The organism is Georgenia sp. SYP-B2076 (genome assembly GCF_003991205.1).
In the GTDB taxonomy this organism is placed as follows: Bacteria; Actinomycetota; Actinomycetes; order Actinomycetales; family Actinomycetaceae; genus Georgenia.
The window spans coordinates 54,217-74,904 of sequence record NZ_RXOZ01000035.1 but is presented as its reverse complement, the minus strand read 5'-3'; the positions used below and the strand labels follow the sequence as shown (position 1 = coordinate 74,904).

The window sequence follows — 20,688 nt, the reverse complement described above, 5'->3', positions numbered from 1 at the left end:
ATCCGCCCGCCGAACATCCGCGGGCGCGACCTGGCGCGGCGCCCGGCGGTGCGGGTCACCGGGCGGCGGGGCGGGTCACCCGGCGGCGGGGCGGCGCTGGCACCGGGGGCACGAGAACGACCCGCGGTTCATGAACTGCTCGCGGCGCACCGGCGCGCCGCACCGCGGGCACGGCAGGCCGGCGCGGCCGTACACCGCCAGGGACCTCGCGAAGAAGCCGGCCGCGCCCTCGACGTCGACGTACAGGGCGTCGAAGCTCGTCCCGCCCACGGCGAGGGCCTCGCGCATCACCTCGGCGGCGGCGTCGAAGAGCTCACCCAGCCGGGCCGGGCTCAGGCGGTCGGTGCGCCGCGCGCCGTGCAGGCGGGCGCGCCACAGCGCCTCGTCGGCGTAGATGTTCCCGACGCCGGAGACGAGGCTCTGGTCCAGCAGCGCGCGCTTGACCTCGGTGCGGCGGGTGCGGGTGCGGCGCACGAGCGCGGCGCGGTCGAGGGCGGGGTCGAGCAGGTCGCGGGCGATGTGCGCGACCGGCGCCGGCAGCACGGGTGCGTCGGACCCGAGCCCGCCGGCGGCCCCGTCGTCGGTCGGCACCGTGCCCACCGCCATGAGGTGGCCGAAGGTGCGCTGGTCGACGAACCACAGCTGGCCGCCGTCGTGGAACGTCAGGCGCGCACGCAGATGCGCGGTGGTGGCGGGGATGGTGCGCACCAGGGTCGGGGGGAGCGTGGCGGTCAGGTCTAGGGGCCGCTCCCCCGGCGCGGCGAGGAACCGGCCCGGGTCTCCGACCGCCGCCGCCACCATGCCGGGCTCCCCGATGCTCGCCCGGGCGCCGTCGGGCTCCTGGACGAGCAGCTGGCCGCTCATGCCAAGGTGGGCCAGGAGCGCCTCGTCGGGCGCGGCCGCGACGTCCTCGCCGTACGTGAGCCAGAGGTACTTGCCGCGGCGCACCGCGGCGGTGAGGGTGCGGCCCCGCAGCCGGGCCGCCAGATCCGTGGCGCCACCCGGCTGGCGGCGGACGCTGCGCGGGTGGAGGACCTCCACGTCGGCGACGGTGCGGCCGACCACGCGGGCGGCCAGCCCGGCGCGGACGGTCTCGACCTCGGGTAGCTCGGGCACCGTCAGGCGGTCTCGCCCGCGGTGAGGTCGTCGGCGCCGGCCACGGCGTCGCCCGCGAGGCGCGCGTAGGCGTCCTCGGCGGCGTTCTGCTCGGCAAGCTTCTTGGAGCTGCCCACGCCGCGTCCGCGCTCGGCGCCCTCCAGCATCACGACGGCGGAGAACGTGCGTGCGTGGTCGGGGCCGGAACCGGTGACGACGTAGCTGGGGCTGCCGAGGCCGCGCTCGGCCGCCAGCTCCTGCAGCGACGTCTTCCAGTCCAGCCCCGCGCCCAGGCGCGCCGCCTGCACGAGCAGGCGCCCGACGAGGCGCTCGACGACCGTGCGGGTGTGCTCGAGACCGTGGCACAGGTACGTCGCGCCGATCAGGGCCTCGACGGTGTCGGAGAGGATCGAGTCCTTCTCGCGCCCGCCGGTCACGAGCTCGCCGCGGCCCAGCAGGATGTACGCGCCGAGGTTGAGCTCGCGCGCGACCTCGGCCAGCGCCCGCTGGCTGACGGTGGCCGCGCGCATCCGCGCGAGGTCGCCCTCGGGCATGTCCGAGTGGGCGCGGTAGAGGAACTCGGTCACGATCAGGCCCAGCACCGAGTCCCCGAGGAACTCCAGGCGCTCGTTGGTGGGGATGCCGCCCGCCTCGTGGGCGAAGGAGCGGTGCGTCAGGGCCAGCACGAGCAGCTCGGGGTCGATGGTGGTGCCCAGGGCCGCGGTGAGGGTCTCCACGTCCGCGCGCGCGGGCTCCTCGACCGTCGCGGTCCGCAGGTGCTTCTTGCTCATGGCGTGCTCCTCGACGTGCGTGCCGTGCTCACCGGGCGGCGCCGTCGCCCGGCGTCGCCTGTCCCGTGTCCTCGCGCCCGGCCTCGTCGGGCTCGGTGGCGAAGACGGAGCCGAGGACGGACCAGCGCGGGTCCAGCTGCTCGTGGTGGTGGTCGGCCGGGAGGTCGTCGAGGCGCTCCCCGCACTCCGGGCACAGGCCCGCGCAGTCCGGCCGGCACAGCGGCCGGAACGGCAGAGCGAGCACCACGGCGTCGCGCAGGGTGGGCTCGAGGTCGAGGAGCTCGCCCACCAGCTCGGGCAGGTCCTCGGCCTCCTCGTCGCCGTCGGCGGTGAGGTGCTCGCGGGTGCCCGGGTAGTAGTAGAGCTCGGAGAGGTCCACGGTGAGCGTGTCGTCGATGTCGCGCAGGCACCGCACGCACTCACCGTGCAGGTCGACGCCGGCGCGGCCGGTCACCAGGACACCGTCCATGACGGCCTCCAGGCGCAGGTCCAGCTCGACGTCGGACCCGACGGGCACCCCGATGACGGTGGTGCCGAGGTCTGCCGGGGCGGGCACGGTGCGCTCGTACGTGCGCATCGTCCCCGGTCGGCGGCCGAGCTCGTGCGTGCTGACCACGAGCGGCGATCGGGCGTCCATGAGGCTCCTGAGTGTGTTGCGGGCCCCGCCGGGGCGGGGCCGGGGTTCGGCCGGGCTGCCCGATCGGCGCGATGGGCCGCCGGGCCAGCCTTCGATGGTACTCGCGCGGCCGCTACTCGTCGGCGGCCGGGGCGCGGCCGGCGCGGGCCGCGATCGCCTCCCGGCCGGCGCGCACCTGGGTGGTGATCGCGCCGAGGTCGATCTCGAACTGGGCGAGCTGGCGGTCGCAGTAGTCGTTGGCGTCGGCGGCGAGCTTGGCGGCCTGCGCCTTCGCGTCCGCCACGACCTGGCGCGCCCGCTCCTCGGCGAGGGCGACGATGCGCTCGGCGGCGACGAGGCGCTCGGCCTCGGCCGCCGCGTCCGCCACGATCTGCTCGGCGCGCTCGCTCGCGCGTTCCAGGACGGCGTCGGCGTCGGCCACGATGTCGTCCGCCGCGTGGATCTCCTCGGGCACGACGGCGCGGGCGGCGTCGAGCAGGTCCAGGGCCTCGGCCTTGTTCACGAGCACGGACGCCGACATGGGCATCGCGCGGGCGTGGTCGAGCATCTCGGTGAGCTCGTCGAGGATGGAGATGAGCGAGTAGCCCTCTTCCTCGGTCTGGCTGCTGGCGGTCATCGGTTGCTCTCCTGCGGGCTCGGCGGACGGGGAAGGATCTGCTGCAGCGCGGCGGCCACCGCGGGGGGAACGAGGTCGTCGACGCGGCCGCCGTGGCTGGCCACGTCCTTGACCAGGGAAGACGCCACGTGCCCGAGGGTCGGGTCCCCCATGATGAAGACGGTCTCCACGCCGGCCAGGTGCCGGTTCATCAGCGCCATGGACTGCTCGGCGTCGAAGTCGGCGGCGCCGCGCAGCCCCTTGACGATGGCCGCGGCGCCGACGTCGGCGCAGTAGCGCGCGAGGAGCCCGGGGACGAGCGCCACCCGCACCCCGTCGAGGTCGGCGAGCGCGGCGCGGGCGAGCCCGACCCGCTCCTCGGGCGCGAAGAGGTACCGCTTGGCCGGGTTGTGCGCGACGGCGATGACCACCTCGTCGAACATCTCCCGGGCGCGGCGCACGACGTCCACGTGGCCCAGCGTGATGGGGTCGAAGGACCCCGGACAGACAGCCAGGCTCATGCCCGTCCTCCCTCGGTGCGCATGACGGCCACGTTAGCCGTCCTCGCCCACACGCTCGCCGAACCACACGACGGTGTCCCCGTATCGGCGCTCCCCGCCCCGCGCCAGGCCCGCCGGCCACGCCGGCTCCGGGCTGCGGCGCGAGCGCTCGACGGCGACGACGGCGTCCGCGGCCAGCCACCCGCCGTCGGCCAGCTGCGCCAGCACGCCGCCCAGGTCGTCCTCGGTGACGTCGTAGGGCGGGTCCAGCAGCACGAGGTCGGCCGGGGCGGCGCCCGGGGTGGGCGCGCCGGCAAGGAAGGTCTGCACGCGCGCGGCCACCACGTCGACCCCCGAGAGGCCGAGCTGGGCCGCGTTGCGGCGGCACAGGTCGGCGGCCGGCTTCGCGGACTCGACCAGGGTCACGTGCGCGGCTCCCCGCGAGGCGGCCTCCAGCCCGAGCGCCCCCGAGCCCGCGTACAGGTCGAGGACGCGGGCTCCGTCGACCACGCCGAGGTGCCCCAGCCGGGAGAAGAGGGCCTCGCGCACGCGCTCCGACGTCGGCCGCGTGCCGCTGCGGGGCACCTGCAGGGTGCGTCCTCCGGCGCTGCCCGCCACGATCCTGGTCATCAGGCCAGCCTAGGGCGACATCCCGGGGCGCCTGCGCGGGGCGTGCGCGCCGGGGCTCGCGCGGGAGCTGCGCGCAAGGGCCCGCACGGACCCGCCAGTGAGGGCTCTCGGATCTGCCAGTGAGGGCTCTCGCGGACCCGCGAGCGGGCACGGTGCCGGTCGTACACGGGCGGCGACGGCGGTGCGTGCCACTTGGCGCACCGAGCCCGCCGGGCGACACCTTCCGCACCGGTCCCCGCGCCGAAACCCGACGATGACGTGCCACTCGACGCACAGGCCCCCGGCACCCGCCGTCGGCGCGTGGCGTGGCACCGGCGCGCTGCGGCAAGTCCGGTGGCGGCACGCACGGCGGCGGCGCACGTTGCCCCACGCTGCCGCGCGCGCCCTGCCGCGCGCGCCCGGCGGAAGCGCCCGGCGGAAGCGCCCGGCGTGGCGCCGCCCACGTCCCACGGGGCTGGCCCTGGCGCGGCGGGCGACGTAGCGTGGAAATGACGCGGACGGTCGTCCGGAAGCGGCTGCCGCTACGTCACCGACCTAGGAGCTCCATGTCCGTCCCCCTGTCCATCCTCGACCTCGCCACCGTCCACACGGACGGGACCATCCGGGAGACGCTCGACGCGAGCGTGGACCTCGCCCGACACGCCGAGGCGTGGGGCTACACGCGGTACTGGTTCGCCGAGCACCACAACATGCCCACCGTCGCCTCGTCGGCCACGAGCGTGCTCATCGGCCACGTAGCCGGGCACACCTCGACCATCCGCGTCGGTGCGGGCGGGATCATGCTGCCCAACCACTCCCCCCTCGTCATCGCCGAGCAGTTCGGCACGCTGGAGACGCTGTATCCCGGGCGGATCGACCTGGGCCTGGGACGCGCGCCGGGCGGCGACATGAACATGCTGCGCGCCCTGCGCCGCGACCCCACCGCCTCCGACCACTTCCCGCAGGACGTCGTCGAGCTGCAGGCCCTCCTCGGCCCGGCCGCCCAGAACCAACTGGTGCGCGCCGTCCCGGGGGCCGGCACCGACGTGCCGCTGATCATCCTCGGCTCGTCGTTGTTCGGCGCCAGGCTCGCGGCGGCGCTGGGCCTGCCCTACTCCTTCGCGTCGCACTTCGCGCCGAACGCACTCGTCGACGCGGTCCGCGCGTACCGCCGCGAGTACACGCCGTCCGAGCAGCACCCGGAGCCGCATGTCATCGCCGGCATGAACGTCTTCGCCGCGGACACCGACGCCGAGGCGCAGGACCTCTACACCGCAGTCCTGCGGGCCAACGCCGGGCGCCTGACCCGGCGCGGGCTCCCGCTCTCCGACGCCGACGCCGACGCCCTGCTCTCCTCCCCGGCCGGCGAGCAGATCCGCCAGATGACGCGCTACTCCGCCGTCGGCGCCCCGGCCACGATCCGGGACCAGGTCGAGGAGTTCGCCCGGCACGCCGACGCGGACGAGGTCATCGTGGCGACCAGCGCCCCCACCCACGCCTCCCGGCTTCGCTCCTACGAGCTGCTCGCCGACGCCATGGGCATGGCGGGCTAAGCGGGGGGCGCCCAGCTGCGGCGCACCGGCGGGGAGCGTCGGAGCAAGCGCGTGCGCAGCCTCCAGCTCAGCTACGTCGCCGGCCGGCCCGGCCGGGCGACGATCGCCAGGACGATCGCGCTCAGCGCGGCCTGCACCACGAGCAGCGCCGGCGCGGCGGCACCGACGAGCAGGGCGATGAGCACGGGGATCGCCCCGAGGCTCGCGACGTCGGGACCCTTGACGATGACCGTGCTGAGCCCCGGCGGCAGGGACCCCATCGGGGAGTGGATGAGCGGTCCGGAGAAGTCCGGCAGGGGCCGGTACGCCGCCCGCACCGCCGCGCCCGCCCACACCGGCGCGGCGAGCAGCCCGAGCACCAGCCAGTACCCGGCGCCGCCGTAGCGCCATGCCACGGCGGCGAACACCAGGAGCGACCACGCCGCCATCGCCGCCGTCGGCACGGCGAGGCGCAGGCGCCGGACCTGCGCCTGGCTCAGCGGCAGCAGGGCGTCCAGCGCGGGTGAGACCTGCGCCCGTCGCGCGCCGTCCGCCGTCGCGAGCGCGCCCACGTACGCGCCGAGGACGAGCAGGAGCAGCGTGACCACCGGGCGGGGCTGCGGCACCGCGAGCGCCACGACCGGCAGGAGCGCGGTGGCGACCAGCTGGACCAGGTGCCGGGGGCTGCGCGCGAGCACGAGTGCGTCGGCGGTGACCAGGGACGCGTGGGCACGCCAGCGCGGCGGCACCCGCGCCAGCCACGCCATGGACGTGGAGCGCCGGCGGACCGGGCGGAGCGTGTTCTCGGTCAGCGCCCTGCCCAGCGCCCGCGTGTCGAGGGACAGCACCGCGCCCAGCGCCTCGCCGCTCACCGCGCCCCGTTCGCGCAGGACCGAGTCGCGGAACGTCACCAGCCGCCGGTCGAGGAGCAGCGCGATCGCGCACACCACCGCGACGGCGACGGCCGCGGCCAGCACGACGGCGGAGGAGACCGCCGGGACGGGCGGCGCGAGGACCGCCAGGACCACGCCCGCCGCCGGCACCGCCGCGAGCGCGGAGTCGGCCACCCGGCGGGCCCACCGGTGCGCCCGCCGCGAGCCCTCGGTCAGCCCGATCGCGAGGACCAGCGCGGCGGCGACCGCCCCGCCGAGCACGGCCGCCGCCAGGGCGACCGCCGGGTCGGGCCGCGGCGCGAGCACGAGGATCACGGCCGCGCCCACGCATGCGCCCGCCGCGGCGGCGACCGCGGGCCAGCGGACGGCGGCCGGGCGCAGCAGCGAGCGCCGCTCCCCCGGGAGCGGCAGCCACCAGCTCGACTCGGGGCCGCTCAGCGCGACCGGCCCGAGCCGCGCCGTCAGCCCGGCCAGGCCGGCGAGGGCGGCGAGGGCGGCGAGCACCGCGAGCCAGCCGGGCGCGAGGGACACGCCCTCCCCCGCCACCGCCGGGGCCCCGGCGAGGTCCGCCCCGAGCCGGGCGGAGATCGAGAGCACCATCGCCACGGTGACGGCCACGGCGAGCAGCGCCGTGTACACGTCGCCCAGCAGCTCGCCCATGCCCCTGGTGGAGCGGGGCCGGGTGCGGCTGCGGGTCCAGCGACGCACCGCGCGCCCGCTGGGCGCCGGGGCCACCGGGACGTCGGCGGGCGCGCTCATCGCCCCGTCACAGGTGCGCGACGGCGGCTGCCCCGGCCGCCGGGTCGACGGTGCGGACCCCGGACTCGGTGATGACGACGACCTTGGTGGCCGCGCCGGCCACGACCTCGGGGTCGTGGGTGGCCAGCAGCACCGCGCCGCCGCCCGCACGCTCCCGGGCGAGCCGCGCGGTCAGGTGCGCGCGCATGGCGGTGTCGAGGCGCTGCTCGGGCTCGTCCAGCACGAGCAGCGACCGGGGGCGGGAGAAGACGGCGGCAAGGAGCAGGCGGCGCCGCTGCCCCGAGGAGAGCGCGGACGGCAGCGCGTTGACCCGTTCGCCCAAGCCGAACTCGTCGATCAGCTGCCCGGTGACCTCCTGCGGCGCCGGGACGCCGTGGCCGTAGCAGGTCAGCAGCAGGTGCTCCTCGACCGTGAGCGCCGGGAAGAACGCCTCCTCGCCCAGGTCGACGGCGACGTCCGCGCGGAACCGGGCCGCGCGCTCGTCGACCTTGCCGCCGAGCACCTCGAGCTTGCCGGCGACGGGCTCGAGCTGGCCGACGACAGTGCGCAGCAGCGTGGACTTGCCCGTCCCGTTGGCGCCGACGACCGCGACGACCTCGCCCGGGCCGACCGAGAGGGTCACCGGCGGGCACACCGCCAGGTTGTACCCCACCTCGAGCGCGTGCGTGCGCACGAGCTTGGCCTGGGGCTTCGCCTTCCTCACGAGGTGAGACTACGACGCCGTCGCTCGCCCGCCGACACGCCGCCCGGCGAACCGCCCGCACGTGGCGCGCGGGCGCGGCGCCGGGCCAGGGCGGGGCCGGTTCGGGCCAGGGCCGGGTCGGGCCAGGGCCGGTTCGGGTCCGACGACCGGGCCCGGCCCGACGACCGAGATCGTCCGGGTCGGGCCGACGACGGGTCAGAACGGGTAGCGCTCGATCGTGGACTGCACGGTGATCCACTGAAGGTCGGTGAAGGACTCCAGGTTGGCCCGCGCGCCGCCGAAGTGGCCGCCCACGCCGGAGGCCTTGACGCCGCCGAAGGGGATGGTCGCCTCGTCGTCGACCGTCTGGTCGTTGATGTGCACGATGCCCGACTCGATGCGGCCGGCGAGCTCGAAGGCGCGGAACGCGTCCGAGGTGAGGATGCCCACGGAGAGCCCGTACTCGGAGCTGTTGATGAGGTCGATCGCCTCGTCCACGGTGTCGTAGGTGATCACGGGCGCGACGGGCCCGAAGATCTCCTGCGTGAGCGCGGCGCTGTCCAGGGCCAGGTCCGCGAGCACGGTCGGCGCGTAGAACAGGCCCTCGTACGTGCCGCCGGCCGCGAGCGTGGCGCCGCCCTCGACGGCCGCGGTGACGATGCCGTGGATCTTGTCCCGCTGGCCGGCGTCGATGATCGGCCCGAGCGCGTTGGCCGGGTCGGTCGGGTCGCCGACGGGGATGTTCCGCGCCTTCTCGGCCAGCTTCGCCGTGTACTCCGCCGCGATCGAGGAGTGGACCAGGTGACGCCCCGTGGTCATGCAGACCTGCCCCTGGTGCAGGAACGACCCCCACGCGCCGGCGGACGCCGCGGCGTCGACGTCGGCGTCGGGCAGCACCAGCAAAGCGTTGTTGCCGCCCAGCTCGAGGTGGACCTTCTTCAGCAGCGGCGCGGCCGCCGCGCCGATCTTCCGGCCCGCGGCGGTCGAGCCGGTGAAGGACAGGCACGGCACCCCGGGGTGGACCACGAGCGCGTGGCCGACCTCGGCGCCGCCGGGCAGCACGTGCAGCAGCCCCTCGGGCAGGCCCGCGTCGGCGAGCAGCTCGGCGAGCGCGAGGCCACCGGAGATCGACGTGCGCGGGTCGGGCTTGAGGATGACGGCGTTGCCGACGGCCAGGGCGGGCGCGACGGAGCGCAGCGCGAGGATCGCGGGGAAGTTGAACGGCGAGATCACGCCGACCACCCCGACGGGCACGCGCCGGGCCAGGGACAGGCGCGGCTTCGAGGAGTGCAGGAGCTCGCCGTAGGGGTGGGAGGCCAGCGCGGCGCTCTCGTTCAGCTCGGCGACCAGGAGGCCCACCTCGAACGCGGCCTTGCCCTGGCCGGAGCCGGACTCGGGCACGAGCCAGCGCAGGAGCCGATCGGGATCGGCCTCCAGCAGCTGGGCCGCCCGGCGGAACACCGCGGCGCGCCGGTCGTAGGTCGCCGCGCCCCAGGCCTTCTGCGCCGCCGTCGCCGCCTCGACGGCGGCGTCCAGGTCCGCGGTGCTGGCCGCGCCGACCGTCGCGATGACCTTGCCGGTGGCGGGGGCGACGACGTCGATCGTCCCGCCGTGTCCCTCGGACCAGCGGCCGGTGAAGATCTTGCGGTCCCAGGCCGCCGGGGCGACGGCGGTGCCCGCGGTGGTGTCCGTGGCGGCGGGGTCGGTGGTGAGCGTCATGGGTGGGTCTCTCCTTCGAGGCCGGGGACTGCGGTGTCCCGATGCGTGTGCGTGTCACGTGCGGTCCCCCACCCTACGGGCGCCGGGGCGCCGCCGGGCCGCGGCCGGGCGAGGGTGCGACGCTGTCAGGTCCGTTCGAGGTACTCGGCGGTCTCCTCGTCCACCGTCCGGGCGATGACCTCGGCGAGGTCGGGGTAGGTGAGCAGCTCCGGGTCGTGGTCCACCACCGCGCGGGCGGCGGTGCGCGCGGCGTCGATGATGGCGGCGTCCTTGGTCACGCGCAGCAGCCGCAACGACGTGCCGCTGCCCGACTGCGTGGCGCCGAGGACGTCGCCCTCCTTGCGCATCTCGAGGTCGAGGTCCGCGAGCGCGAAGCCGTCCGTCGTGCCGGCGAAGGCCTGCACCCGCTTCATGGTGGGGGTGTCGGGCTCGGCCGACGTCACGGCGAGGCACATGCCGGGCTTCGCGCCGCGGCCGATGCGCCCGCGGAGCTGGTGGAGCTGGGACAGCCCGAAGCGGTCGGCGTCGAGGATCACCATGACGGTCGCCGCGGGCACGTCCACGCCGACCTCGATCACCGTGGTGGACACCAGGACGGGCACGCGCCCGGACGCGAAGTCGCTCATCGCGGCGTCCTTGGCCTCGGTGGAAAGCTGGCCGTGCATCTCCCCGACGGCCACGCCCGCCAGGGCCGGCTCGGCGCGCAGCTGCGCGGCGACCTCCTCGACGGCGGCCAGGGGCGGGCGGGGCTGCCCGGCGTCCGATAGCTCGAGCAGGTCCGCCATGTCGGGCACGTCGTCGCCGGTGCCGTCGTCGACGCCCGCGGAGGGGGCCTCGCCCGGGGTGATGCGGGGGCACACGACGTAGGCGCGGCCGCCGGCGTCGACCTCCTCGCGGACACGCTCCCACACGCGCCGCACCCACGCGGGCTTGCCGGCGGGCACCACGACGGTCTCGACCCCGGCCCGGCCGACCGGGAGCTCGGCGAGGGTCGAGGTCTCCAGGTCCCCGAAGCTCGTCATCGCCACGGTGCGCGGGATCGGGGTGGCCGTCATGACCAGGAGGTGCGGGGTGGTCACCGCCTTGGCGCGCAGCGCGTCGCGCTGCTCGACGCCGAACCGGTGCTGCTCGTCGATGACGACGAGCCCGAGATCGGCCAGCTGGACGTTCTCGCTGAGCAGGGCGTGGGTGCCGACGACGATGCCCGCCTCCCCCGACGCCGCCTCCGCCAGCGCCTTGCGCCGGGCCGGGGCGCTGAGCGACCCGGTCAGCAGCGTGAGCCGGGTGGCGACGTCGGCGCCGCCGAGCATGCCGGCCTCGGCGAGGGGGCCCAGCAGGTCCCTCAGGGTGCGCAGGTGCTGGTGGGCGAGGACCTCGGTGGGTGCCAGGAGCGCGGCCTGCCCGCCGGCGTCGACGACCTGAAGCATGGCGCGCACCGCCACGACCGTCTTGCCGGAGCCGACCTCGCCCTGCAGCAGGCGCTGCATCGGGACGGGCCGGGCGATCTCCGCGGCCAGGACCTCGCCGACCTCGCGCTGGCCGTCGGTGAGCGTGAACGGCAGCCGCGCGTCGAAGGCCTCGAGGATGCCGCCGGGGCGCGACGCCCGGGCGGTGGCCGGCTCCGCGAGGGCGGCGGCGCGACGCTGCGCGAGCACCGTCTGGAGCACGAAGGCCTCCTCGTGGCGCAGGCGCAGCCGGGCACGCCGGTAGTCGGCGGTCTCGTGCGGCTCGTGGATGAGCTGCAGGGCCTCCAGCGCACCGACGAGCCGGTGCTCCTCGCGGTACGCGACGGGCAGCGGCTCGGGCACGTCCCCGTCCCGCTGGGCGCTGAGCACGGTCTTGACCGCGCCCGCGACCTTCCAGCTGGGGATGCTGGCGCTGGCCGGGTAGATCGGGATGGGCCAGTCGACCTTCTGCATCGCCGCGAACTCGTCGCTCAGGTCGTCGAAGGTCTCGTACTGGGGGTGGGTGAGCTGGCGGGTGCCCTTGAAGGTGCTCACGGTGCCGGTGAACATGCCCGTCGCGCCCGGGCGCAGCTGCCGCTCGTGCAGCGTGAACGCCGCGGCGTGCTTGCCGAAGAACGTCAGCGTCAGCTCGTCGCTGCCGTCGGTGATCGTGGCGGTCAGGATGGCGCCGCGCCTCGCGCGCATCGCGTGCACGGAGACGTGGGCGACGCGGGCGATGACCGTGACGTGCTCCCCCACCCCCAGGTGAGCGAGGTCGGTGAGCTTGCCCCTGTTGCCGTAGCGGCGCGGGTAGTGCCGCAGCAGGTCCTCGACCGTGTTCAGGCCCAGCTTGGCCAGCGCCTTGGCCGTCTTCTCCCCCAACGCCTTGGGCAGCGGCGTGGTCAGACGGCCTCGGTGGTCCCCGGCCACGGCGGGCAGGTGGTGACTCGTGCGCTCGTTCATTCCGCCCCCAGCAGCAGCCCCGGGGCGGCCTGCCCACCCTGGATGACGACGACCTCGGCTCCCGGGGCCGCCTGCGCCACGAGCTCGCGCACGACCTCGGGGCTGTCCTCGTCCGCGCCCGCGCCCAGCAGGGCGGTGACCAGCTCGTCCCCCGGCGAGAGCAGCCCGGCGAGCGCGAGCTCCGTCCCCACATCGGGCCAGCCGAGCTCGGCGGTCCGGGTGCGCCGCACCGCCTCGTCGGCGACCTCGACAAGGTGCCGCCCCTCCCCGGCCCCGGCGACCTCCACCGCGGCCGCCAGGACATGGATCTCGTTGCGGGTCGTGGCCACGTGCAGCAGCTGGCGCCCGCCCAGGTGCGCGGCCGCCCGGCCGTCGGCGGCCTGGACCCCCGCCTCGGCCGCGACGGCGGCGGAGTGCTCGTCGCAGGGCAGCACCAGCACCTCGGGGGCACCCGTGTCCGCGGCGGCGCGCAGGACGCCGGCGGGGTTGGCGCCGGGGCCGAGCACGACGACGGCGCCGGTGCGTGCCAGCGGCTCCAGGAGTCCTGGGGCGCGGGTGCACGCGACCACGCCCGTGCGGGCGCCCGCCGCACCGGACGCGCCGGCGGCGCGTTCCGTGCCGTCGACCGGGGCGCCCAGCAACGGCTTGAGGTAGCGCACGCAGACCTGCTCCATGACGTCCGGCTCGGCCAGCACCGACAACGGGGCGTCCGTGTGCACGTGCACCTGCCACAGGCCCGCGCCGGCGTCGTCGGACCAGCCGACGACCGCGACCGAGTGGCCCACGCGGCCGAGGTGGGCGCGCAGCGCCGCGGCCCGCGCGGCGCCGGCGCGCAGGACGTACATCACCTCGAAGTCCCCGGCGCCGTCGTCCCCCGGCTCGGCAGCGGGGACGGGCACGCCCTCGGCCGTCGGGGCTGCGGTCCCGAGGCCGGCGAGCAGCTCGCTGACCGCCGCGGCGCGCGCCGTCCCGGCGTCGCCGGTGCCCCGGACGACGTCCAGCAGCGAGGTGAGCAGGACGACGTAGCCGACGCCGCCGGCGTCGACGCCGCGCCCGTGAGCCCCGCGCGTGCCCACGAGCGCCTCGCGGGCCGACAGCGAGGCCGCCCCCACCACGGCGGCGAGGCCCGTGGCCCCCCGCCCGGCACCCGACGCGGCAGACGCGCCGGCTGCGGCGGCCGCCGCGGCTCGGGTGACGCTGAGGATGGTGCCCTCCACCGGGTGCCCCACCGCCGCACGCGCGCCCTCGTCGGCGGCGCCCAGCGCCCGGGTGACGAGCGCCGGACCCGCCTCGCGGGCGCCGTCGAAGGTCTCGGCCAGCGCCCGCAGGCACTGGCTGACGATGATCCCGGAGTTCCCGCGGGCCCCGAGGAGGGCGCCGTCGGCGGCCGCGCGGGTCAGGGTGGACAGGTCGGCATCGGTCTCGAGTCCGTGGACGGCCTCGGCGGCGCCGGCGAGCGTGAGGACGAGGTTCGTGCCGGTGTCCGCGTCCGGCACGGGGAAGACGTTGAGACCGTCGACCTCGCGGCGCAGCAGGAGGAGGGACCGCAGGGCGTGCTCGAACCAGCTGCGCACCGCACGAGCGTCGAGCACGGCGAGCGGGGTGGTCACGAGCTTCCTCCTACGGCGCGGACGGGGTCACCGGCGCCGCGGCGCCGGCCACTTCTGGCGGTCGTCAGCAGGCTATCCGTTCGCACCGACAACCGGCCCGACGGGCTGGGGAGGGATGTTTTTGTGGCGTACCGCACGAGAGGATCGGGCCGCGACGTTTGGGCGCGGGGCCTTCCTCAGGTACTCTTTTCAGGTTGCCCGTCCCGGGCAGGCACGTGCCTGCGCCCCGACCGGCTCACAGACCCCAGCACGGTCGATCCGTCCGTGCTTCAGCGAGAAGATCAGGAGAACGACCGTGGCTGCCAACTGCGACGTCTGCGGCAAGCGTCCGAGCTTCGGCAAGAGCGTCTCGCACTCCCACGTGCGGACGAGCCGCCGTTGGAACCCGAACATCCAGCGCGTGCGCGCCCTTGTCAACGGAGCCCCCAAGCGCGTGAACGTGTGCACCTCGTGCCTCAAGGCCGACAAGGTTATCCGCGCCATCTGACGCACCCGCCGGCCCGGTCGGCGAACGCCTGAGGCCGCCAGCCCCACCGGGTCGGCGGCCTTTCGCGTGCCCGCGCCGCCGCGCCTTGTAGCGTGGCACGCATGACGGCGCGGCAGCTCGCCTGGCGGGCGTGCTACGAGCTCCTGGCGGCGCGGGTGCGCAGACCCGAGTGGGCGTTCATGAACTACGGCTTCGCCTCCCGCGAGGCGCCCCCGCTCGCGCTCGACGACGCCGACGAGCCGGACCGCCTGTGCATCCAGCTCTACGACCACACCCTCTCGGGCACCGACCTGCGCGGCAGGGACGTCCTGGAGGCTGGCTGCGGGCGCGGCGGGGGCTCGTCCTACGTCAGCCGCTACCTCGGGCCGCGGTCGATGACGGGTCTCGATCTCTCGAGCCGCGCCGTCGCCCTGTGCACCCGCACGCGCCGGGCGCCGGGCCTGGTCTTCGTCCAGGGCGACGCGCAGGCGATGCCGTTCCCGGACGCCGCCTTCGACGCCGTGCTCAACGTCGAGTCGTCCCACTGCTACGGCTCCATGGAGTCCTTCCTCGCGGAGGTGCACCGTGTGCTGCGGCCCGGAGGCGACTTCCTCTTCGCCGACCTGCGTGACCGGGGCGACGTGGGCACCCTGCGTCGCCAGCTCGCGGCGTCCGCCCTGACGGTCCGCCGGGACCGCGACATCACGTCCGAGGTGCTCGCGGCGCTGCGCGCGGACAACGCCCGCAAGCTGGCCCTCATCGACGCGTGGATCCCCCGCGCGTTCCACCGCCTGGTCAGGCCGTTCGCCGGGATCGAGGGCACGAGGAACTACGTCCGGCTCGAGAGCGGGGACATGCGCTACCTCAGCGCCCACCTCGTCAAGGAGCCCCTTCCACCCGGGTGACCCCGCCCTCCACGCGCGGGGCGGCACACTGGTCCGCGTGGACCAGTGGTGGTGGACCCTCGCGGGCGTGGCGGGTGGTCTCCTCCTGCTGTGGGCCGTGCTCGTCGTGGCGCTGTGGCTGGCCAAGCCGGACGACGTGCGGCTCAAGGAGGTCATGCGGCTCCTGCCCGACGTCCTGCGCCTCGTGGGCCGGCTCGCCCGGGACGGTTCCCTGCCCCGCGGCGTCCGGGTCGTGCTCTGGCTGCTGGTGGCCTACCTGGCGATGCCGTTCGACCTGGTCCCCGACTTCGTTCCTGTCCTCGGGTACGCCGACGACGCCGTGGTCGTGACCCTGGCGCTGCGGGCGGTGGTGCGCCGCGCGGGCCCGCAGGCGCTGGAGCGGCACTGGCCGGGGTCCCCCGGCGGCCTGGCCGCCGTCCTGCGCCTGATCGGTGCCCGCGAGCGGTAGGCGCCCAGCACGGTGAGCGGCCCGCGGTAAGCGGTCCGCGGTACGCGGTCCGTCCGGTCATCAGCGGCGAGCCGCCGCCTACCGGAAGTGGTCCCACCCCGTGGAGACGAGATCGGGGATCTGCCCGCCCACCAGCACAGTGCCCGCAGGGTGCGCGTCCTCGGGGGCCCGCACGCGGCCGAGCGGGCGGAAGCCCTGGGGCAGCGCGGCGCCGGCCGGGAACGTCGCCAGCATCCCGTGGTCCTCGCCGCCGGTGAGGACCCACTCGCGCGCGTCGGCGCCCAGCCGGGCCGCGGCGTCCGCCAGGGCTTCCAGCGCCCCCGGAGAGCTGGCCTCGAGCGGATCCAGGTCGAGGACGACGCCGGAGCGCCTCGCCAGCCTTCCGGAGTCGCGCAGCAGCCCGTCGGAGACGTCCATCATGGCCGTGGCGCCGGCTCGGGCGGCGGCCGGCCCGGCCTCGAGCGGCGGGCGGGGTCGCAGGAAGTCGGCGACGAGCGCCTCGTCCGCGTCGCGCAGCCCGGCGGCCAGCAGCGCGTTGCCGGCCGCCCCCCGCCCCAGCTGTCCGCAGTGCGCGACCACGTCGCCGGCGCGGGCGCCGGAGCGCAGCACGGGGGCCCGTCCGCCCAGGTCGCCGTGGACCGTGACGGCGACGACGATCTCCTCCCCCGCGCTGAGGTCACCGCCATCGACCCCCACGCCGTGGGGACCGCACGCCTGCGCCAGGCCGCGGGAGAAGTCGTGCACCCACGCCACGGGCGTCGTCGTCGGGAGCACCAGCGAGACGACCATGGTGGTGGGCTCGGCACCCATGCCCGCGACGTCGGCGAGGTTCTGCATGGCGGCGCGCCAGCCGACGTCGGCCGCGGTGCCCCAGTCGCGGCGGAAGTGGTGACCCTCGACGAGCACGTCCGTGGAGACGCAGAACCGCCCGTCGGGGGCCTCGATGACGGCGCAGTCGTCACCGGTGGGGACGAGCGTGCGCCGGCCCACAGGCAGCAGGGGCACGAACGAGGCGATGAGCTCGTCCTCGGTCAGGTCCGCGACGGTGGGGCCGGCGGGGCGCGGGTCGGCCCCACCAGCGTCGAGGGGACCAGCGTCGAGGGGACCCGCGTCGACGGGACGCGGCTCGGAGGCGGCCGGCTGAGAGGTGGGCGGCTCGACGGGGGTGGCGGTCACCGCCTCACGCTACCGGCCCACCGGCCGAGGGCAGCCGTGGCCGAGGCGCGCCGTACAGTGGTCGGGTGCCCCTGACGTCTCCTCAGCGCCGCGGCGCACTCCTGGTCCTTGCCGCATCCGGGCTGCTCGCGGGGTGCGCGAGCGGGGTGACCCTCCAACCGGGCGAGGCCGCACCGGACCCCACCTGCGCGCGCGTCATCCAGGCCACGCCGGACGAGCTGGTCGGGCTCGAGCGCCGCTCCACCACCGCCCAGGCCACCACGGCGTGGGGTGACCCCGCCGTGACCCTGCGCTGCGGTGTCGCCGTGCCGGGCCCGACGACGGATCGCTGCCTCAGCGTGGGGCTCGACGACGGCACCGCCGTCGACTGGATCCAGCTGGAGGCCGACGACGAGTCGCTGCCCGCGAACGCCCGTGAGGGACAGGGGTCGTGGGCCTTCGTCACGTACGGCCGGCAGCCGGCCATCGAGGTGGTCGTGCCCGTCGAGCACGTCACCGACCAGCCCACGGCGTTCCTCGTCGACCTCGCCCCGGCCGTGGAGATCACCCCCGCCGAGCGGCACTGCGTCGGTGCCACGGACGTTCGGTAGCGACCGCCGCAGAGCTACACCAACCTGTGGGTCCTCAGGCTGGACGGCACGAGGCCGATGTCCTCAGGCGGCCAGTGCCGTGTCACCGATGACGCTGCCGTCCTGTCGGATGAACACCCACTGGCCGTGGCGGCGTTCGATGGTGATGGCGTGGGCATGGACCCAGTCGTGGTGGTACCAGCAGAGCAGGACGCCGAGGTTGATGTTGGTGGAGCCGAACTGGGCCCACCAGGCGATGGAGTGGTGGATCTCGCCCTCGCCGGGCGGGGCGTGGCAATTCGGGTACTGACATCGCTTATCCCGGGCGATGATCGCGCGGGTCTGGGCGGCGGTGAACAGGCGCTGCTCACGGCCGGCGTCCAGGATTTCGGAGTCGGGGCCGAAGATGACCCGATGCATCTGACTGCCGCACGCCAGGCGGGCGAGCAGGGCGGGCGAGAGGGGTGCGCCGTCCTCGAAGGTGGCCGGCTCGACCCCGACCATGGCGGCCGCATCGATCCCGGCGTCGATGATCGTGTCGGAGAGTTCAGGGCAGGTGCAGCCCTTGCTGCCCTCGCCCGCTGGCTCCGGTCCAGGCTGCCCGTTCGCCCGCTCGCCGCCGAGGTCGGTGGTCCGGGCGAGGTCCAGCGGGAGCCCGAACGCCGCGCCCGGGTAGGTCCCGACCAGCCGGCAGCCAGGCCGGTGGGCTCTCCCGGCGGCGGCGACGAGGCGTTGGAGGGTGTCGAAGGGGACGGTGATGCTCAGGTGGGGGCGGATCCGGGCGCCGGGACGCAGGGTCCCGGAGTCCAGCGCGAGGTGGGCCAGGCCCACGAGCGCGTTGGCGCGGCGCTGCGCCGGGGTGCGGGTGTCCGTCTTGGCCGGCGTTCCGGTGCGGGCCGCCAGGGCGGTGAGCAGGAGCTTGCCGCTGGAGGTGGACAGCCAGCCGGATGGGACGTACCCGTCGGTGGTCTCGGCGAGGGTGAACTCCTCGTGGAGGGTGTCTTCCTGGTAGGCGCGGTCGGCGGCGTCCGGGTCGGCCCGGGTGCCCCACTCCTGCGCCGCGAGGGTGAAGTCCGACGCGTCCAGCTTCTTGGCATGCTCGAGGAGGAAGCCCTCGCCTACCTCGGGGTCGACGAGCCGGTCCCGACGGGCCTCGGTGTCCGTCGTGAGCTTGACCATTGCGGCGGCGTGGTCGGTGCTGATCTCGCCGGCCGCAAGGGCCTTGGCGGTGGCGGGCAGGTGGTCGCGCAGCGCCCGGGCCTGCTTGACCTCCCGGGCGGCGGAGGCGCGGTGCTTGCCCGTACGGGCCCGGTACCACGCGGCCATCGACCGGGCCCCGTCCAGGGCCCACATCCCGTCCGCCTCGATCGTGGCCAGCGTCCGGGCGCTGAGGGACTCCGTCTTGCGGCGGACCTGCTCGATGCCGTCCAGCGCCGCCAGGACCGCGGGGCCGGGGACCGCGTGCAGGTCGATGGTGTGCAGCTGGGCGAGGACGTCCTGCATCGTGGCCAGCCCCGCCGCCAGCGCCGCGGCCGGGTCCCCGGTCTCCTCGGTAAGCGACATCCAGCCACCTCCCCACATCGCGGGCGGACGAGCACCTAAGACAAATCTATCGAACACACGTGCGACGAGACAAGGGTTCTAAGCCTGTGAATTAAATTGTGGAAACGGTGGCAACAAGGCCCCTGTGGACAAAAGCACCTGCGGAGGGGACGCCCCGAAGAATGGGGGCTCTAGGACGCGTGTGGCGGCACAGCGTTCCGAGAAAGGCGTGGCCACCGGCCACAAACAATGCCAATGCACGGAATGACGACGCAAGCCGAGCCGATGAACGACCTGGTCAGCTTTCTCGCGATCATTCTCCACTGGAATGTCTGACCGGCCCGATATTGGCAGCCCGCGAGGGCGCCGCCGCGCGCCCCTGCCGGGACCCGCGCGCTCCTACCGCAGCCCGGCGGGCCGCTCCAATGCCAGCTGGATGAGCTCGTCGATGAGCTCCGGGTAGGTCATGCCGCTCTTCTCCCACATAAGCGGGTACATCGAGAACGGGGTGAAGCCCGGCATCGTGTTGACCTCGTTGATGACGACGTTCCCGCGCGCGTCGTAGAAGAAGTCCACGCGGGCGAGGCCCTCGCAGCTCAGCGCCTCGAACGCCCGGCCGGCCAGGTCCTGGATCCGGGTGGTGACGTCGTCGGGCAGGTCCGCCGGCACCGCCATGGTCAGCGGGGCGGTGTCGAGGTACTTGGTCTCGTAGTCGTAGAAACCGGCCGTGGGCGCGTCCAGGACGATCTCCCCGGGCAGGCTGGCGCGCGGGGCGTCGTCGCCGTGGCCCTGGAGGACGCCGCACTCGATCTCGCGGCCCTCGATGCCGGCCTCGACGATCACCTTGGGGTCGTGGCGCTGGGCCTCGGCCACGGCTGCCTCGAGGTCCTCCGGCCGGTCCACCTTGGTGATGCCGAGGGAGGAGCCGGCGCGCGCCGGCTTGACGAAGACGGGGAAGCGCAGCGACGCGACGGCGTCGAGCGCGACGGCCCTGTCCGTGCGCCACAGGCGCGGGGTGATGACCGTGTAGGGGCCCACCGGCAGGCCGTGGCCGGCGAGCACGACCTTCATGTAGTGCTTGTCCATGCCGACGGCGGAGGCCAGGACGCCGGAGCCGACGTAGCGGGCGCCGGCCATCTCGAGCAGGCCCTGCAGGGTGCCGTCCTCCCCGTAGGGGCCGTGCAGCAGCGGCAGGACGACGTCGACCGCGCCCAGCTGCTGCGGGATCTTGCCGGGCTCGGCCACGACGAGGCCGGCCGGGCTCTCCCCCAGGGGGACGAGGACCTGGCCGTCGGCGCTGCCGATCTCGGCCCTTCCGCCCTCGAGCCGGGCGGGGTCGTCCGGGACGAGGACCCACTCCCCGGCGCGCGTGATCCCGATGGGCAGCACGTCGTACTTGTCACGGTCGATGGCGCGCAGCACCCCGGCCGCGGTGGCGCAGCTGACGGGGTGCTCGCCGCTGCGGCCGCCGAAGACGACGGCGACGCGGACCTTGCCGCCCGCTCCTGCCGCGGCAGCAGCCTGGCTAGCAGTGGCAAGGGCGTCGCCGTCGGAGGGCGCGGGGGCGGGTGCGGTGTCCATCGCGTGCGAGGTTACCCGTCCGGGCTTGCGGTCCGCTGACGCCCCGCGCGGGCCCGGCAGCCGGGCGGGCAGCCCACCCGGCTGCCGGGCCTGCTCATAGACGCCCCAGCACCGAGGCGACCGGGTCGCCTGCCCAGCGGGGTGTCTCACTCCTCGCGCGCCGGTGCGCGG

General features: G+C 75.4%; 19 protein-coding genes. 5 read left to right on the top strand and 14 right to left on the bottom strand.

From position 1 onward, the window contains the following. Positions 1-75: 75 nt before the first annotated feature. From mutM to rsmD, 6 genes are all read right to left on the bottom strand, one after another. A complete protein-coding gene (mutM, locus tag EJK16_RS16785; protein WP_127131404.1) occupies positions 76-1,116 on the bottom strand; it encodes a bifunctional DNA-formamidopyrimidine glycosylase/DNA-(apurinic or apyrimidinic site) lyase in 1,041 nt (346 codons plus the stop codon). Between the two features lie 2 nt (positions 1,117-1,118). Further along, the gene (gene rnc, locus EJK16_RS16780; protein WP_127131402.1) at positions 1,119-1,886 is read right to left on the bottom strand and encodes a ribonuclease III; all 768 of its coding nucleotides are present in this window, start codon (positions 1,884-1,886) and stop codon (positions 1,119-1,121) included. A 28-nt stretch (positions 1,887-1,914) separates the two neighbouring features. Then, positions 1,915-2,523 carry a DUF177 domain-containing protein gene (locus tag EJK16_RS16775; RefSeq protein WP_127131400.1) on the bottom strand — a complete coding sequence of 203 codons (609 nt, stop codon included), beginning with the start codon at positions 2,521-2,523 and terminating at the stop codon, positions 1,915-1,917. Between the two features lie 112 nt (positions 2,524-2,635). Beyond that, the gene (locus EJK16_RS16770) at positions 2,636-3,139 is read right to left on the bottom strand and encodes a hypothetical protein (protein ID WP_127131398.1); all 504 of its coding nucleotides are present in this window, start codon (positions 3,137-3,139) and stop codon (positions 2,636-2,638) included. Further along, positions 3,136-3,639 carry a pantetheine-phosphate adenylyltransferase gene (coaD, locus tag EJK16_RS16765; protein ID WP_127131396.1) on the bottom strand — a complete coding sequence of 168 codons (504 nt, stop codon included), beginning with the start codon at positions 3,637-3,639 and terminating at the stop codon, positions 3,136-3,138. The genes EJK16_RS16770 and coaD overlap by 4 nt, the downstream gene beginning before the upstream one ends. Before the next feature lie 33 nt (positions 3,640-3,672). Beyond that, complete coding sequence (gene rsmD, locus EJK16_RS16760; protein WP_127131394.1) at positions 3,673-4,248, bottom strand: 16S rRNA (guanine(966)-N(2))-methyltransferase RsmD; 576 nt, start codon at positions 4,246-4,248, stop codon at positions 3,673-3,675. A gap of 545 nt (positions 4,249-4,793) precedes the next feature. Between rsmD and EJK16_RS16755 the strand changes: the two genes are divergently transcribed. Continuing rightward, on the top strand, positions 4,794-5,780 hold the full coding sequence (locus tag EJK16_RS16755) for an LLM class flavin-dependent oxidoreductase (RefSeq protein ID WP_127131392.1): 987 nt from the start codon (positions 4,794-4,796) through the stop codon (positions 5,778-5,780). 71 nt (positions 5,781-5,851) lie between these two features. On the opposite strand, the gene EJK16_RS19700 is transcribed toward EJK16_RS16755, so the two are convergent. The 5 genes from EJK16_RS19700 to EJK16_RS16730 all read right to left on the bottom strand — a co-directional run bounded on the left by EJK16_RS19700 (position 5,852) and on the right by EJK16_RS16730 (position 13,830). Next, positions 5,852-7,411, bottom strand: coding sequence for a DUF6297 family protein (locus tag EJK16_RS19700; protein ID WP_164737390.1), 1,560 nt, complete (start codon positions 7,409-7,411; stop codon positions 5,852-5,854). Between the two features lie 7 nt (positions 7,412-7,418). Next, positions 7,419-8,114, bottom strand: a complete 696-nt coding sequence (locus tag EJK16_RS16745; protein ID WP_127131390.1) for an ABC transporter ATP-binding protein — start codon at positions 8,112-8,114, stop codon at positions 7,419-7,421. A gap of 195 nt (positions 8,115-8,309) precedes the next feature. Continuing rightward, positions 8,310-9,812 carry an aldehyde dehydrogenase family protein gene (locus EJK16_RS16740; RefSeq protein WP_127131388.1) on the bottom strand — a complete coding sequence of 501 codons (1,503 nt, stop codon included), beginning with the start codon at positions 9,810-9,812 and terminating at the stop codon, positions 8,310-8,312. A 125-nt stretch (positions 9,813-9,937) separates the two neighbouring features. Further along, complete coding sequence (locus EJK16_RS16735; protein ID WP_127131386.1) at positions 9,938-12,220, bottom strand: ATP-dependent DNA helicase RecG; 2,283 nt, start codon at positions 12,218-12,220, stop codon at positions 9,938-9,940. Beyond that, positions 12,217-13,830: a DAK2 domain-containing protein gene (locus EJK16_RS16730; RefSeq protein WP_127131384.1), complete on the bottom strand. Its 1,614-nt coding sequence runs from the start codon at positions 13,828-13,830 to the stop codon at positions 12,217-12,219. The genes EJK16_RS16735 and EJK16_RS16730 overlap by 4 nt, the downstream gene beginning before the upstream one ends. Positions 13,831-14,125: 295 nt before the next feature. Between EJK16_RS16730 and rpmB the strand changes: the two genes are divergently transcribed. The 3 genes from rpmB (at position 14,126) to EJK16_RS16715 (ending at position 15,649) form a co-directional block, all read left to right on the top strand. Further along, positions 14,126-14,317 (top strand): 50S ribosomal protein L28, encoded by a 192-nt coding sequence (gene rpmB / locus EJK16_RS16725; protein ID WP_127131382.1) that lies wholly within the window; start codon positions 14,126-14,128, stop codon positions 14,315-14,317. Positions 14,318-14,418: 101 nt separating this feature from the next. Further along, positions 14,419-15,201 (top strand): class I SAM-dependent methyltransferase, encoded by a 783-nt coding sequence (locus tag EJK16_RS16720; RefSeq protein WP_127131380.1) that lies wholly within the window; start codon positions 14,419-14,421, stop codon positions 15,199-15,201. A 37-nt stretch (positions 15,202-15,238) separates the two neighbouring features. Beyond that, complete coding sequence (locus EJK16_RS16715; protein ID WP_127131378.1) at positions 15,239-15,649, top strand: YkvA family protein; 411 nt, start codon at positions 15,239-15,241, stop codon at positions 15,647-15,649. A 78-nt stretch (positions 15,650-15,727) separates the two neighbouring features. On the opposite strand, the gene EJK16_RS16710 is transcribed toward EJK16_RS16715, so the two are convergent. Beyond that, the gene (locus EJK16_RS16710; RefSeq protein ID WP_127131377.1) at positions 15,728-16,825 is read right to left on the bottom strand and encodes a thiamine-phosphate kinase; all 1,098 of its coding nucleotides are present in this window, start codon (positions 16,823-16,825) and stop codon (positions 15,728-15,730) included. 65 nt (positions 16,826-16,890) lie between these two features. On the opposite strand from EJK16_RS16710, the gene EJK16_RS16705 reads away from it, so the two are divergent. Beyond that, entirely contained in the window at positions 16,891-17,415 is a 525-nt protein-coding gene (locus EJK16_RS16705) for a DUF3515 family protein (RefSeq protein ID WP_240646126.1), read from the top strand. 63 nt (positions 17,416-17,478) lie between these two features. On the opposite strand, the gene EJK16_RS16700 is transcribed toward EJK16_RS16705, so the two are convergent. Together EJK16_RS16700 and EJK16_RS16695 are read right to left on the bottom strand one after the other, a co-directional pair. Further along, positions 17,479-18,957, bottom strand: coding sequence for an HNH endonuclease signature motif containing protein (locus tag EJK16_RS16700; RefSeq protein WP_164737389.1), 1,479 nt, complete (start codon positions 18,955-18,957; stop codon positions 17,479-17,481). A 378-nt stretch (positions 18,958-19,335) separates the two neighbouring features. Next, positions 19,336-20,517, bottom strand: a complete 1,182-nt coding sequence (locus EJK16_RS16695) for a D-alanine--D-alanine ligase family protein (protein WP_127131373.1) — start codon at positions 20,515-20,517, stop codon at positions 19,336-19,338. Between the last annotated feature and the right edge of the window lie 171 nt (positions 20,518-20,688).